Origin of the sequence: Streptomyces marispadix, from assembly GCF_022524345.1 — a bacterium.
GTDB classification, from domain to species: domain Bacteria; phylum Actinomycetota; class Actinomycetes; order Streptomycetales; family Streptomycetaceae; genus Streptomyces; species Streptomyces marispadix.
On the sequence record NZ_JAKWJU010000002.1, the window covers coordinates 3,931,535 to 3,945,158 of the forward strand.

Below are 13,624 nucleotides of genomic sequence, written 5' to 3' on the forward strand. Positions count from 1 at the left end.
AGTATCGGCACGCCACGCGGTGAGGCCTCCGCTTCGGGCCGCGCTGAGCCGTCAGCGCTCAGCCCTTCGGGGGCTTCTCGTCCGAGCCGCCCCCGCCGTCGTCCCGCCGCCTCGACTCCTCCTCGCGGCGGCGCAGTTCGGCCTCCTGCGGCTCGGCACCGGGACGCGGCGGTTCCTTCCCGTCCTTGTCGGCCTGAGGCTCGCCGCCCCTCTCGCCGCCGTCCGAAAGGGGGGCGTCAGCGGCGCGCGGTCCGCTGCCGCGCGGCCCCTGCTCGTCGACCGTGTCCTCGTCGACCGCTGAATCGCGGGGCGGCACACCGTCCTTGAGGGACTTCAGAAACTCCGGGTTGTCGTCCGGCGCGACCCAGCGGCGCTCGTCGGGACGCGTCGCACCGTAAGGCGCGTTCCTGCGCGGCCGTCCGACGGCGAACCAGGCGACGGGCCCCAGCAGCACCTGCCCGAAGAGCAGGATGATGATGACCCAGACCACCTTGGGAAGCTTCCGCACTTCCTGCTCGGGGGTGTTGAGGCAGTCGATGAAGGCGTAGATCCACACCGCCAGGACGAGAAGGAACGGCAGATACCTGAGCATGTGGGACGCCCCCTAGGCGAGCTGGCTCGGCACGGCGGGCCGGAAGTGCGGTTGGTGCGGTTCGTGTTGCCGGTGGTGTTGCTGGTGCTGCTCTTGCAGGTGTCGCGCGTGTCGTGCTTGCGCTGTCACGGCCGTACGTACCGCGGTCTCCCGCCGTACGTACGTATGCCAGCGTAACGGTGCGCGGAAGGCCCCGGGGGCGGCCCGGCAACTGCGGAAGCCCATGCCGGATACTGGGGCGCATGGCATACGACGATCTCCGCTCGCTGCTGCGGGCGCTGGAGCGCGACCGGGACCTGAAGCGGATCAAGGCGGAGGTGGATCCGTATCTGGAGGTCGGGGAGATCGTCGACCGGGTGCAGAAGTCCGGCGGCCCCGCGCTGCTGTTCGAGAACGTGAAGGGCTCGGACCTGCCCCTCGCGATGAACGTCTTCGGCACCGACCGGCGTCTGCTGAAGGCACTCGGCCTGGAGTCGTACGACGAGATCAGCGAGAAGATCGGCGGTCTGCTGAAGCCCGAACTGCCGCAGGGCTTCGTGGGGATGAGGGAGGCGTTCGGCAAGCTCGGCGCGATGACGCACGTGCCGCCGAAGAAGGTGAAGGACGCCCCCGTGCAGGAAGTCGTGCTGCACGGCGACGACGTCGATCTGGAGAGCCTGCCCGCGCTGTTCACCTGGCCCGAGGACGGCGGCTCCTTCTTCAACCTCGGCCTGACGCATACGAAGCACCCCGAGACCGGCGTACGCAACCTCGGCCTCTACCGGCTCCAGCGGCACGACCGGCGCACCATCGGCATGCACTGGCAGATCCACAAGGACAGCCGCAACCACTACCAGGTCGCCGCAAGGCGCGGGGAGAAGCTGCCCGTCGCCATCGCCTTCGGCTGCCCGCCCGCTGTGACATACGCCTCGACGGCGCCGCTGCCCGGCGACATCGACGAATATCTCTTCGCGGGCTTCACCCAGGGCAAGCGCGTGGAGATGACCGACTGCAAGACCGTGCCGCTCCAGGTGCCCGCGAACGCCGAGGTGGTCCTGGAGGGCTGGCTGGAGCCCGGAAAGACGCTGCCCGAGGGCCCGTTCGGCGACCACACCGGCTTCTACACGCCGCAGGAGGACTTCCCGGCGCTGACGATCGACTGCGTGACGATGCGCAGGCGCCCCGTCTTCCAGTCGATCGTGGTGGGCAGGCCGCCCACGGAGGACGGGCCGCTGGGCCGGGCCACCGAGCGCTTCTTCCTGCCGCTGCTGAAGATCATCGTCCCGGACATCGTGGACTACCACCTCCCGGAGGCGGGCGGCTTCCACAACTGCATGATCGTCTCGATCGAGAAGAAGTACCCCAAGCACGCACAGAAGGTCATGCACGCCATCTGGGGCGCGCACATGCTCTCGCTGGAGAAGCTGATCGTCGTCGTCGACGCCGAGTGCGACGTACGCGATCTGCACGAGGTGGCGTGGCGTGCCCTCGGCAACGTCGACTACTCACGCGATCTGACCGTCGTCGAAGGCCCCGTCGACCATCTCGACCACGCCTCGTACCAGCAGTTCTGGGGAGGCAAGGCCGGAGTCGACGCCACCGCGAAACTGCCCGAGGAGGGCTATACCCGCGACGCCGGCTGGCCCGCCACGATCGAGTCCGACCCCGATGTCGCACGACTGGTCACGGAGCGGTGGAAGGAGTACGGGCTGTGAGCGGGGACGCGGCGACCGGCGAGGGCGCGCAGACCGGACTGCCCGGAAGTCCGGGCGCGGTACGGGCGTTCCTGCGCGTGGTGATGATCGAACACTCCGTCTTCGCGCTGCCGTTCGCCTACATCGCGGCGCTCACCGCGATGTTCCTCGGCTCAGGCGCCGTCCAGTGGCGTGAGCTGCTGCTCGTCACCGTCGCCATGGTCGGGATGCGTACCTTCGCGATGGCCGCGAACCGGGTCATCGACCGCGAGATCGACGCCCGCAATCCGCGCACCGCCGGGCGCGAACTCGTCACCGGCGCGCTCTCCGTGCGGTCCGCCTGGACGGGCGCGCTGATCTCCGTCGCCGTCTTCCTCGGCGCCTGCGCGCTGCTCAACCCCCTGTGCCTGGCGCTCGCGCCAGTCGCCGCCGTGCCGATGGTGGTCTATCCGTACGGCAAACGCTTCACGGACTTCCCGCACGCCATCCTCGGTCTCGCGCAGGCCATCGGCCCGGTCGGCGCCTGGATCGCGGTGACGGGCGAGTGGTCGTGGGAGGCGGTGGTGCTGGGGCTCGCGGTGGGCGTGTGGATCGGGGGCTTCGACCTGATCTACGCGTGCCAGGACGTCGCGGCGGACCGTGCGCACGGGGTGCGTTCCGTACCGGCGCGCTTCGGCATCGCGCGGTCCCTGCACGGAGCGCGCGGAAGCCACGTCGTGACGGTGGCGCTGCTGCTGTGGTTCGGGCTGCTCACCGGTGCCGGGGTCTTCTACTGGCTGGGCCTGCTGATCGTCGCGGGCGCCTTCGTCTACGAGCACTCGATCGTGAAACCGGGGGACCTTTCGCGGCTCGACCGGGCCTTCTTCAAGGTCAACGGGTTCATCGGGATCGCGCTGTTCGTATGTGCGCTGCTGGACCTCGGGGTGCGGGGGCTGAGCGTCTAGCAGTACGGGCGGGACATCCGCGCGTCCGCAGCGGGCGGGACCGGGACGGCCGGGCCCCGGCGCTCGGTGTCGGACTCCGGACCCGTTCAGTGCCAGGCCGGTTTGGCGCCTCCGGCGCCGCGGGTCGTGGACGTCATGAACGCCGCCACGACGCCGCCGACCAGCCCGAACAGATGCCCCTGCCAGGACACCCCGCTCTCGGTGGGCAGCACGCCCCACAGGATCGATCCGTAGAGCACCGCGACGACGCCGCCGAGCGCCACGTCCGTGATGCGACGGTCGACGAAGCCGCGCACCAGCAGATAGCCGAAGAGCCCGAAGATCAGCCCGGACGCCCCCGCGGTGTTGCTGCCGTCGGGCGCGATCAGCCATACGCCCAGGCCGCTGACCACGATGATCGTGAAGGCGACGGCCAGAAAGCGCCCGGTGCCGCGCAGCGCCGCCAGGAAGCCGAGGACGAGCAGCGGCACGGTGTTCGCGATCAGATGGCCGAAGCCGAAGTGCATGAACGCCGCCGGGACCACGTCGACCAGCTCGTCCTGCCGGCGCGGGACGATGCCGAACGTGTCCAGCGAGTTGCCCGTCGCCTGGTCGATGCCCTCGAGCAGCCACAGCAGTGCCACCCAGAGCAGGATCAGCTTGGCCGCGGGCCAGGCGGTGCGCCGCGGAGCGCTGTCGCTGCTGGTGCTGTTGATACCGGACCCTGATCCGTACGCCATCGAGTCTCCCCCTGAGAGACAGTGAGCGGAGCCGATGTGACCTCGTTGACCTCGTTGACCTCGACCTGGTGAACCTCGTGATCTCGCCGAAGCTCGTGAACACCCTGAAAACGTGGCAGACCGCGTGTGGAGTTCCGCGTCAGGGAACTCCACACGTCCAAGGATGGCGTCAGAACTTCTCCGTGCCCAGAGCGCCGTACATCATCGCGGCCACCAGGTCCTGCGGCTGAAGCTGCTCCGTACCGCCGGGCGCGGTCACCGCTACCGCGTCGCCGCCGCTGAACTCCAGGGTCAGCGGGAGATGGGCCTCGCCGCCCCGCGTGAACTGGCCGAGGTCGAGCGTCAGCGACGTGAGCTGGCCCCGCCTGATCGACAGGTCGGCAGCGATGTCGCCGCCGGGCACCCGCTTCGGGTCGATCTCCGCGCCCAGCGAGTGCAACGCGCCCACCAGGTCCTTCGCCGCCTTGCGGCCGGGCAGGGTCATGCGTACGTGCTCCGCGCCGCCGCGCTCGCCCTTGGCGGCGAACTCCGCGTGCTCGCGCAGCAGTTGCTGCACACGGTTGACGAACTCGCGCTGCGACTGCCCGTCGAGCGCCGACCCGATGGTGATCGCGTCCCTGATCTCGCGTGCGCGCTCGGCCTGTTCGCTGCGCTCGCGCCTGTCGTCGTCGCGTTCCGAGTGCTCGCCCTTGCCGTCGCTCTTCTCTTCGCCCTTGTCCTTGCCCTGGTCCTTGCCCTTGTCCTCGTCCTTGTCCTCGTCCTTGTCCTGCTCGGCGTCGTGCTCGGCGTCGTGCTCGGCGTCCTGCTCGGCCCGCCGGCGCTCCGCGAGGGCCTCCGCCGCCCGTGCGAAGTCGTCGAACGCCTCCGGGTCCGCGCGCACCCACTCGCCCTTGAGCGCGTCCTCGGCCGCGCGGAGCGTGGCGGGAAGGTCGTCGGCCAGGTCCACGATCTCCTGCGCCTTGTCGCGGGCCCTCTTCGAGCCCTCCGTCTGCGACACCAGCTCGGGCAGGTCTGCCTTCAAATACAGCTTGTCGTCAACGGACTTGACACCCGCGACGTCCTCGCCGCCGAAGTTCAGCGCCGCCGCCACGTTCGCCGCCTCGGACCGCGGCATCTCCTTCAGCGGCGTCTCCTCCTCCTCGTCCCCCGTACCGGCCGACAGCGTCAGCTCGGCGCGTGCCAGCCTCATCGCCGCCTTCTCGGAGGTGCCGGGCCTGTCGTCGCCTCCGCGTGCCTGCTTCAGGAACTCCCGGGCCTGGCGCGGCGATCCGTCCACCGAGACCACGACGGTGGCGGCGGACTGGTCGCCCAGCTTCACCACCGCGTTCCGTACCTTCATGCCGGTCGTCAGGCGCTCCGCCGTGCTGCACGCCGCTGCGCTGACGGCGAGCAGCGCCGCACATCCGGCGGCGAGCACGGCACGGCTCTTCGTACGCGAAGTCATGTGTGACAGGGGCCCGGAGCGCGGATACGGCGGACGGAAGAACTGCATGCGCAGACCCAATCGCACAACCGGCCCGCCACGCCAGTCGATCCGGGGACCCGAGGCCACGGGACCGCCTTACGAACCGGCCCAAGGACCGTGCTGCGAAGGCGAGTTAAGCGTGCGGGGCCCCGGAGGTGAGTCACGGACGCGGCTTACGAAGGGGCTTGCGAAGCGACTTGCGGAAGCGGCCCACGGAAGCGGCTTACGGGACGGGCTAGGCCACGCCGCCCCGGCCGCCCCCCAACTCGCCCTCCCAGCGCCGGTAGAGCTTGTGCGGCACACCCGCCGCGTCCAGTGCGCGCCCCGCGACGAAGTCGACGAGCTGCTGGGCCGTACTGCCGCCCGCGTAGAAGCCCGGAGACGCCGGAAGCACCACCGCTCCCGCGTCGTCGAGCGAGACGAGATGCCGGAGGGTCTGCCCGTGCAGCGGCGTCTCCCGCACCGCCACGACGAGCGGTCGCCGCTCCTTCAGCGTCACCGACGCGGCCCGCTGGAGAAGGTCCTTCGACAGGCCGAGCGCCACCCCGGCCACGCATGCGGTGCTCGCGGGCACGACGATCATGCCCCGCGCCGGATACGAGCCGGAGGACGGCCCCGCGGCGAGATCACCGGCGGGCCAGTGCCGTACGGACGCCACGTCCGGGTCGTAGGCGTCGGGGGTGCCGTCGGCGCCGTGCGAGAGCCAGCGGCGCAGATCCTCCTGGGCGTGGGCGTCGCGGAAGGGATGCCCCGTCTCGTCGAGGATCGTCAGCCGGGCGGCACGGCTCACGACGAGGTCGACGTCCTCACCGGCGTGCAGCAGCGCACGCAGCACGGCCGCGGCGTAGGGCGTGCCCGAGGCGCCGGAGACCCCGACGATCCAGGGCCTGCGCGGCGGGCGGGCTGCGCTCGTATCGGTCACGTCGGTCACGCCGACGAGCCTACGCGTGGGCGGAGAGCGTCGCGGAACCCACGGGTCGCACCCGGTGCCGCAGGGCCGTCGCGGCTGGAGGCACCCGCTTGAGGCAGGGTCTCTGAGGGCGAGCGCTCCCCATGCCTTAGATTCGTTACCGGAGATTTCGCGGAGCCCACGGTTCCCTGCCACCGGCGAAGAAGCCGGGTCTCCCCGCCCACGGCGGGCAGACCCCGGAGACTAGCCCGGCCACGGCGGGGCGACCTTCAGATTCGGCAACGGAGGCACCAGGACCCATGGACGCGGTGGACAGGCAGCTCATCCAGGCGCTGCGGGAGAACGGCAGGGCTTCCTACGCCGAACTGGGCCGGCTCGTCGGCCTCTCCGGGCCCAGCGTCACCGACCGCATCAACCGCCTGGAGACCGCAGGTGTGATCACCGGCTATCGCGCGACCGTCGACGCCAAGTCGCTCGGCCTCGACGTCACCGCCCTCGTCGGCATCCAGCTCACCGACGCCACCGACCACGAGGACGTCGCCGCGCGGCTGCGCGAGCTGAACGAGGTCGAGGACTGCTGGTTCATCGCGGGCGACGACTCGTTCATGCTCAAGGCGCGCGCCTCCGACGTGGACGCGCTGGAGTCCCTCATCCGCAGGCTGTCGGGCACCAAGGGCGTGTCCCGTACGCGTACGACGGTCGTGCTGTCGACCAAGTGGGAGAACCGGGTAACCGATCTGCCGAAGGAAGCCTGACGCACGGCCGGTCAAGTGGTCCCCGGGGCCGGGGAGTAGGCTCAAAAAGGCGCTCGAAGCAATTTCCTAGGAGGGCGACGCATGGACTCTGGGCTCAAGCGCGAGCTGGAGGAGAAGGTCAGCGCGGGCGAGCGGCTGACGCGTGAGGACGGCATCGCCCTTTACGACTGCGACGACCTGGCCTGGCTCGGCGGCCTCGCCCACGAGGTGCGGACGCGTAAGAACGGCGACGTCGTCCACTTCAACATCAACCGTCACCTCAACATGACGAACGTGTGCACGGCCTCCTGTGCGTACTGCTCCTTCCAGCGCAAGCCGGGCGAGAAGGACGCGTACACCATGCGCATCGAGGAGGCGGTGAAGCTCGCCAAGGCGATGGAGGGCGAGAACCTCACCGAGCTGCACATCGTCAACGGCCTCCACCCGACGCTGCCTTGGCGCTACTACCCGCGTTCGCTCAGCGCCCTGAAGGAGGCGCTGCCGGAGACGGTCTCGCTGAAGGCGTTCACCGCCACGGAGATCCATCACTTCGAGAAGATCTCCGGGATGGACGCGAGCGAGATCCTCGACGTCCTCATCGACTCCGGCCTGGAATCGCTCACGGGCGGCGGCGCCGAGATCTTCGACTGGGACGTAAGGCAGCACATCGTCGACCACGACACCCACTGGGAGGACTGGTCGCGCATCCACCGCCTCGCCCACCAGAAGGGCCTCAAGACCCCGTGCACGATGCTGTACGGGCACATCGAGGAGCGCCGCCACCGCGTCGACCACGTGCTGCGGCTGCGTGAACTCCAGGACGAGACCGGCGGGTTCCAGGTCTTCATCCCGCTGCGCTACCAGCACGACTTCGTGGACATGCAGGACGGGAAGGTGCGCAACACCCTCCAGGCGCGCACCACCATGGCCTCGGGAGCCGAGGCGCTGAAGACGTTCGCCGTCTCGCGGCTGCTGTTCGACAACGTGCCGCACGTGAAGGTCTTCTGGGTCATGCACGGTGTGCAGACCGCCCAGCTCGCGCTTCAGCACGGCGCGGACGACATGGACGGCTCCGTCGTCGAGTACAAGATCACTCACGACGCGGACAACTACGGCACCCCCGACAAGCTCACCCGCGAGGACCTCCTCGACCTGATCCGCGACGCCGGCTTCAGGCCCGTCGAGCGCAACACCCGCTACGAGGTCATCCGCGAGTACGACGGGCCGGACCCGGAGCGGCGCGAGTCGCCGCAGCCGATGCGCGTCTGAGGTTCCGTGGGCCGCGGACTCCGTCCGCAGCGGGCCTGACCGGAGCGGCTTCTTTCGTATCGGGCGCCGCCTGGAACGTGCCCGTCGGGGTACCCGGCGGCGCATGCCCGCATCCCGTAAGAACACCGCGATCGCCGCGAACCCCGAGGACGACTACACCGCCGAGCCCTTCCTGCCCGCCAAGGTGGGCCGGGGCAAGGCGGGTCTGCGTGCACTGCGCGAGGCGGCAGAGGAGTGCCGCGGCTGCCCGCTGCACCGCAACACCACCGGTACCGTCTTCGGGGACGGCGACCCGCACGCCCGGGTGCTGATCATCGGCGAACAGCCCGGCGACCAGGAGGACAGGCGCGGCGAACCCTTCGTGGGACCCGCGGGCCGGGTACTCGACCGCGCGCTGGAGGAGGCCGGAATCGACCCGGCACGCTCCTACGTCACCAACGCGGTCAAGCACTTCAAGTTCGAGTACGCCTCGGGCGGGCGCGGCAAGCGCCGCATCCACAAGGCGCCCAGCCTCCGGGAGATGACGGCCTGCGGCCCATGGCTCGCCGCCGAACTCGCCCTGCTGGCACCGGAGGTGATCGTGGTGCTGGGGGCCACGGCGGGCAAGGCGCTGTTCGGCTCGTCGTTCCGTGTGACCAGAGAGCGCGGCGAACTGATCGAGCGCGAGGTGCACGGCCGCAGCGAACGCCTCGTGGCGACGATCCATCCGTCCGCGGTGCTGCGCGCCGACGACGAGGACCGGGACGACGTACGCGAGGGCCTGGTGTCCGATCTGCGAGTGGCCGCGGCGGCACTGCGCTCCGGCTGAGCGCCGCCGTCTCGGCCGCTGCTCCCCGTCCGAGCGCTTCCCCGCCACGTACGAAGGGCCCCCGTCCTGCGAAGCACGCGGACGCAGGGCAGCGGGCCCGCTACCGCGGACCCGCTGCCATCGCTTCCGTTCTCTGCCCGGCGTTCGTCTCAGCCCGGTCTTCGTCCGGTCTCCGTCCGGCGCCCCCGGTGTTCCGTCTGCGCTCAGTGACGTGCGGCCGTGGGCGAAGGCGCCGTCAACTGCCCGTCCGTGCGGTGCTGTTCCTCCGTACGGGCACGGGCCGCGTGCGGCACGGTCGCCAGCCGCGGCTCCGCCAGCCGCCGCTGGACGCCCTGCACCACCCGGTTCGCCGCGAAGCCCGCCCCGTAGACGAAGCGCATGGACGGCCCGAACGACGGCGTGGCCAGCAGCCCCGCGAAGAACAGCCCCGGGTGCGACGACTCGAACCGTGCGTTGAGTTCGGGTGCGTCGCTGGAGCCGACGCGGTGCAGGATGCCGCGCACCGATGTGTCGAGCATCGACAGGCGTGCCAGTCGCGGGGTGAAGCCGGTGGCCGCGACCACGTGGTCGGTCTGGACGGTGCGTACGACGCCGTCGGCCGACTCCAGCCGCAGCCGCACCTGTTCGCCCACCTGCTCCGCGGCGCTGAGCCTGCTGCTGAGCAGCACCGGTACCGCGAACTCGAAGCGGTCCCGCAGCCACCACGCCCCGGCCGGGCCCAGTGCGTTACGTGCGATGTGCTGCCGCAGCGCCGGGGGGAGCTTGCGTACCGCCCAGGGCATCTCGGAGAAGACCCAGCTCGGCCAGCCCGTGCCGAGCCCGCAGTGCGGGTCGCGGATCGCCTTGAGAATGGAGCGCTGAAGCGGCTGTGGGGGCGAGTTCCAGTTGATGCGGTCGGCGCGGGCGACGACCCGCACGTGCGCGCCTTCCTCGGCGAGCAGCGCCGCGGTCTCCAGCGCGGCCTGTCCCGCGCCCACCACCGTGACGTCCCTGTCCTTGAAGCGCCGCAGGTCGCGGTGGTGGCTGCTGTGCGACACGAGCGACGGTGGAAGCTTCCGCAGCGGTCCCGGCTTGTGCACGAACGGCATGACGCCGACGGCGAGGACCACTGTACGGGTCACCAGCACCTCGCCCTCGGCCGTCTCCACACGGAAGCCCCGTGCGCAGGGCACCACGGAAGTCACCTTCTGCTCGTCCGCCTTGGGCGCCGCCCGCTCGCCGAACCACTGCCCGTACTCGGTGAAGGTGCCCAGCGGCAGCGGCCGTCCGTGTTCCACCGTGATGCCGCGTGCGGAGCAGTAGGCGGCGAGCGTGTGCGTACCGGCCGGGTCCGAGAGATTGGAGGACCACGGCTCGGACTTCAGGTACATGCCCCGGGGCATGTGGTCGCGCCACGAGGCCATCGGACGGCCCAGGACACGCAGGTTGAGTCCGGCGGCCGCGGCGTGCGATGCGATGGAGAGGCCGTAAGGGCCTGCGCCCACCACTACGAGGTCGTACATGCGTTTCCTTCTCTCTGATCTTGCACTGATCGCTCATCACGAGTGGTGCGGAGGTGCGATGCGGTCGGGGCGGGCAGCGCCGGTACCGCCGTCGGCAGCGCCGCCCTTCGGGACCTGACGACGTGCCAGGCCTTGAGCGCGCCGCGTACGAACCAGGCGGCGGCCATCGCGAAGAACGGGCGCGGGTCGTCCGGCGCGAACCAGGCACGTTCGACGGAGCGCCCGAGTCGACGGCCGGGCGATGGGAGGCGGAGTGCGAGCCGCAGCCGAGACCGTCGCCCGCGGGCCTCGCCCGTGTGGTCGCCGCTCGCGCCGCTCCGCTGCCGTGTGCCGAGGTCCCGGCGGTACCAGCGCGGCCGTAGCGCCCCCCTCAGCAGCGAGGCGCCCGACACCAGCGCCGACAGCAGCGCGTAGTTCTCCGCGACGAAGACCCGGCCCTCCCCGTCGCCCTGCGCGGGTACCGGACGCCCCGTCAGATGCAGGTGCTGCGCCCGTACGACGTCCAGCCCGTTCCCGTCGGTGAACAGCCGGAACTGCGCGCCGGGCCGGGGGTTGAAGTCGAGCAGGTGGTACGAGCCCGTGTCCGGGTCGAGCCGGAAGTCGAGGTCGAGGATGCCCCGGTAGCCGATGTGCGCGGCAAGCCGCGTCGCCGCCTCCTCCACGTCCGGATTCGCGAGCCAGGTGCCCACCGCCGTCAGGCCCGTACGGGGCGGCCACGAGCGCTCCTTGCGCCCGGCACCGCCGACGAGGAAGCCCGCGTCGGCGTCGGCGTAGCCGTGGAAGAACCAGTCCGTCCCGTGCCCCTCTGTCAGCCGCTGCTGCAACAGCAGCCTGCTCCCGGCGTGTGCGCTGTGCTCGTACAACTCGTAGGCGTCGGCGGGCGTCCGTACGAGAGTCGTGCTGCGCATGCCCTTCGGCAGCAGCCAAGGGCGGCTCCACTTGGCGATCACGGGCAGCCCCAGCAGCGCCGCCTCGCGTGCGGCCTCCTCGGCGCTGCCCGGCGAGACGGTGACGGGATGTGAGATCCCGGCGGCGGCGCAGAGCCCGGCGAGTTCGGCCTTGTCGGCGACGCGGGCGGGCAGCCCGGGAGCCGTGGGCGGCAGCAGGAACCGGCCGCGCAGGCGCTCCGAGAGCGCGGACACCGCGATCGCACCGCGGTCGTCGAGCGCGATGAGGACCGCCGGCGTGCCGATGGCGTCGGACACCCGCTCCAGTGCGCGGCCCAGTTCCACGTCCGAAGCGCCACCCGGCGGGCCCGGTGGTGCCGGAGGCAGCGAGTGCGCGCGGTGGACGTACCGGGAGCGGGTCACCGGTCCCGGTGCCGCCTCGGCCAGGTGCACCTCGATTCCCGTACGCCCAAGTGACCGGACGGCGCCCAGCGTTCCGTGGTGGAACGGATTGGGATCGAGCCGGAGCAGCAGAACGGGGACTTCCGTGTCGAACGGCGGCATGGGTATGTCCTTGCATCACGAATAGGGCGAACAGGGAGAAAATATCCCCATTGGCCTATCAGACCGCACCGCGCCGTTCCGAGCACTGAGGTCTGAAATGCGTGTTTCGCGGCCGAGGACATCGCCCACAGACCTGGAGGAGCCATGGGAAGTCCCGAACGCCGCGTCTACAAAGGGGTTTGCGGTGTCGTCGTGGCTGCCGGGCTCCTTGCCTCATGTAGCGTCCTGCCGGTGAATTTGCCCGAATTCGAACCGGAATCCTTCGTCCGGAGTGTCGCGTCCACCGTCGGCGGCCCCGGCGAGACGACCCCCTCGCCCTCCCCCACGCCCGCCTCCGGAGGCGCCTCGACAGATGGCTCAGCCTTGCGTTCCGCGGCCGCCCCGCTGGCTCCACTCGGCGCGTTCCTGCGCTCCGGTGCCGACGGCGTGCAACGCATGACGCAGCTTCAGAACTGGCTCGGCGGGACGGAACTGAAGGTCGCCCACACCTATCTGCCCGGCGACCGGTGGTCCAACATCGAGGGCCGTCCGGAGTTCCTGAAGCCGTGGACCCAGTGGCGCCAGGCCCGCAAGGACCGGCTCTTCGTGCTCAACGTGCCGATGCTGGAACGCAACGAGGAGAGCCTGCCCGACGACGAGGTGCGCGGGCTGCTGCGTGAGGGAGCGTCCGGCCGTTTCGACGCCCACTTCCGCACCCTCGCCCAGCGCCTCGTGCAACAGAAGGCGCCCGACACCGTGATCGTGCTCGGCTGGGAGATGAACGGCCTTACGTACTCCCACCGTTGCGGACCCGACCCCGCGGCGTGGATGAAGTACTGGCGGCGCATCGTCACGGCGATGCGCTCCGTGGACGGGCAGAAGTTCCGTTTCGACTTCGCACCGAGCCGCGGGCAGGACGCCTATCCGTGGACGAAGTGCTATCCCGGCGACGACGTCGTCGACGTCATCGGGATGGACACCTACGACCAGCCCGAAGGCCGGTCGTTCGCGCAGCAGGTGAACGAACCGCTGGGCCTCCAGGCGCAGGTCGACTTCGCCAGGGAGCACGGCAAGGCCGTCTCGTATCCGGAGTGGGGACTCTTCCGCAACGGCGACAACCCCGAGTACGTGCGGCGGATGCTCGACTGGTTCGACCGGCACAAGCCGCTGTACCAGACGATCACGGACTACTGCCCGCACGGCGTCTGGCAGTGCTCGCACAACCCGGCCTCCGCCGAGACTTTTCGTGCCTCGCTCTACGCACGGTCGGGCGGCGGTGCCACGCCCTCGCCGGGCGCCCCGTCGCCGGGCGGAACGCCGTCAGCGCCGCCCACCGGCTCCACCGCTCCCGCCCCGCCCACGCCTTCGCCCGGGGTCACGGCCGTGCCCGTGCCGACGGAACCGGGGTCGCGCATTCCGTGGTACGAGCACTGCTTCGTCTCCGGCAAGTACTGCGTGCGGTTCGACAAGGTGCTGCCGGAACGCTGGGGCTTCCGCGACTAGGACCCCGGAGTTCCCTTCCGGAGAATCCGGCGGCGGTTCGCCGATATGGTTCGCGGGCGCCTCCTCGACGGGGGC

Annotated in this window: 12 protein-coding genes; 6 read left to right on the top strand and 6 right to left on the bottom strand. The window is 70.5% G+C overall.

Features of this window, described 5'->3' with window-relative positions; genetic code table 11:
* Positions 1 to 58: 58 nt before the first annotated feature.
* Positions 59 to 592: a PLD nuclease N-terminal domain-containing protein gene (locus tag MMA15_RS28495; RefSeq protein ID WP_372498253.1), complete on the bottom strand. Its 534-nt coding sequence runs from the start codon at positions 590 to 592 to the stop codon at positions 59 to 61.
* Between the two features lie 242 nt (positions 593 to 834).
* Between MMA15_RS28495 and MMA15_RS16425 the strand changes: the two genes are divergently transcribed.
* Positions 835 to 2,286 carry a menaquinone biosynthesis decarboxylase gene (locus MMA15_RS16425; RefSeq protein ID WP_241060611.1) on the top strand — a complete coding sequence of 484 codons (1,452 nt, stop codon included), beginning with the start codon at positions 835 to 837 and terminating at the stop codon, positions 2,284 to 2,286.
* The gene (gene mqnP, locus MMA15_RS16430; RefSeq protein WP_241060613.1) at positions 2,283 to 3,209 is read left to right on the top strand and encodes a menaquinone biosynthesis prenyltransferase MqnP; all 927 of its coding nucleotides are present in this window, start codon (positions 2,283 to 2,285) and stop codon (positions 3,207 to 3,209) included. Before MMA15_RS16425 ends, mqnP begins: the two co-directional genes overlap by 4 nt.
* Positions 3,210 to 3,295: 86 nt before the next feature.
* Here mqnP and MMA15_RS16435 read toward each other — a convergent pair whose 3' ends face one another.
* The 3 genes from MMA15_RS16435 to MMA15_RS16445 all read right to left on the bottom strand — a co-directional run bounded on the left by MMA15_RS16435 (position 3,296) and on the right by MMA15_RS16445 (position 6,324).
* Positions 3,296 to 3,928 (bottom strand): rhomboid family intramembrane serine protease, encoded by a 633-nt coding sequence (locus MMA15_RS16435; RefSeq protein ID WP_241060615.1) that lies wholly within the window; start codon positions 3,926 to 3,928, stop codon positions 3,296 to 3,298.
* A gap of 169 nt (positions 3,929 to 4,097) precedes the next feature.
* Positions 4,098 to 5,372, bottom strand: coding sequence for a hypothetical protein (locus MMA15_RS16440; RefSeq protein ID WP_241060617.1), 1,275 nt, complete (start codon positions 5,370 to 5,372; stop codon positions 4,098 to 4,100).
* Positions 5,373 to 5,628: 256 nt separating this feature from the next.
* Complete coding sequence (locus MMA15_RS16445) at positions 5,629 to 6,324, bottom strand: UbiX family flavin prenyltransferase (RefSeq protein ID WP_241060619.1); 696 nt, start codon at positions 6,322 to 6,324, stop codon at positions 5,629 to 5,631.
* Positions 6,325 to 6,602: 278 nt separating this feature from the next.
* On the opposite strand from MMA15_RS16445, the gene MMA15_RS16450 reads away from it, so the two are divergent.
* The 3 genes from MMA15_RS16450 (at position 6,603) to MMA15_RS16460 (ending at position 9,114) form a co-directional block, all read left to right on the top strand.
* Positions 6,603 to 7,058: an Lrp/AsnC family transcriptional regulator gene (locus MMA15_RS16450; protein ID WP_241060621.1), complete on the top strand. Its 456-nt coding sequence runs from the start codon at positions 6,603 to 6,605 to the stop codon at positions 7,056 to 7,058.
* Between the two features lie 81 nt (positions 7,059 to 7,139).
* Positions 7,140 to 8,306: an aminofutalosine synthase MqnE gene (mqnE, locus tag MMA15_RS16455; RefSeq protein ID WP_241060623.1), complete on the top strand. Its 1,167-nt coding sequence runs from the start codon at positions 7,140 to 7,142 to the stop codon at positions 8,304 to 8,306.
* Positions 8,307 to 8,409: 103 nt separating this feature from the next.
* Positions 8,410 to 9,114 carry a UdgX family uracil-DNA binding protein gene (locus tag MMA15_RS16460; RefSeq protein WP_241060625.1) on the top strand — a complete coding sequence of 235 codons (705 nt, stop codon included), beginning with the start codon at positions 8,410 to 8,412 and terminating at the stop codon, positions 9,112 to 9,114.
* Positions 9,115 to 9,317: 203 nt separating this feature from the next.
* On the opposite strand, the gene MMA15_RS16465 is transcribed toward MMA15_RS16460, so the two are convergent.
* Entirely contained in the window at positions 9,318 to 10,616 is a 1,299-nt protein-coding gene (locus MMA15_RS16465; RefSeq protein ID WP_241060627.1) for an NAD(P)-binding domain-containing protein, read from the bottom strand.
* The gene (locus MMA15_RS16470; protein ID WP_241060629.1) at positions 10,601 to 12,067 is read right to left on the bottom strand and encodes a carboxylate--amine ligase; all 1,467 of its coding nucleotides are present in this window, start codon (positions 12,065 to 12,067) and stop codon (positions 10,601 to 10,603) included. The genes MMA15_RS16465 and MMA15_RS16470 overlap by 16 nt, the downstream gene beginning before the upstream one ends.
* Positions 12,068 to 12,502: 435 nt before the next feature.
* Here MMA15_RS16470 and MMA15_RS16475 point away from each other — a divergent pair, with 435 nt between their 5' ends.
* The gene (locus MMA15_RS16475) at positions 12,503 to 13,549 is read left to right on the top strand and encodes a glycoside hydrolase family 26 protein (protein ID WP_372498254.1); all 1,047 of its coding nucleotides are present in this window, start codon (positions 12,503 to 12,505) and stop codon (positions 13,547 to 13,549) included.
* Positions 13,550 to 13,624: the final 75 nt, after the last annotated feature.

Bases quoted from the DNA above. Each gene is read 5' to 3' on its own strand.
- mqnE (WP_241060623.1), top strand. From the start codon at position 7,140: ATGGACTCTGGGCTCAAGCGCGAGCTGGAGGAGAAGGTCAGCGCGGGC.
- MMA15_RS16470 (WP_241060629.1), bottom strand. From the start codon at position 12,067: ATGCCGCCGTTCGACACGGAAGTCCCCGTTCTGCTGCTCCGGCTCGAT.
- MMA15_RS16435 (WP_241060615.1), bottom strand. From the start codon at position 3,928: ATGGCGTACGGATCAGGGTCCGGTATCAACAGCACCAGCAGCGACAGC.
- MMA15_RS16465 (WP_241060627.1), bottom strand. From the start codon at position 10,616: ATGTACGACCTCGTAGTGGTGGGCGCAGGCCCTTACGGCCTCTCCATC.
- MMA15_RS16450 (WP_241060621.1), top strand. From the start codon at position 6,603: ATGGACGCGGTGGACAGGCAGCTCATCCAGGCGCTGCGGGAGAACGGC.
- MMA15_RS28495 (WP_372498253.1), bottom strand. From the start codon at position 592: ATGCTCAGGTATCTGCCGTTCCTTCTCGTCCTGGCGGTGTGGATCTAC.
- MMA15_RS16460 (WP_241060625.1), top strand. From the start codon at position 8,410: ATGCCCGCATCCCGTAAGAACACCGCGATCGCCGCGAACCCCGAGGAC.
- MMA15_RS16425 (WP_241060611.1), top strand. From the start codon at position 835: ATGGCATACGACGATCTCCGCTCGCTGCTGCGGGCGCTGGAGCGCGAC.
- MMA15_RS16440 (WP_241060617.1), bottom strand. From the start codon at position 5,372: ATGACTTCGCGTACGAAGAGCCGTGCCGTGCTCGCCGCCGGATGTGCG.
- MMA15_RS16475 (WP_372498254.1), top strand. From the start codon at position 12,503: ATGACGCAGCTTCAGAACTGGCTCGGCGGGACGGAACTGAAGGTCGCC.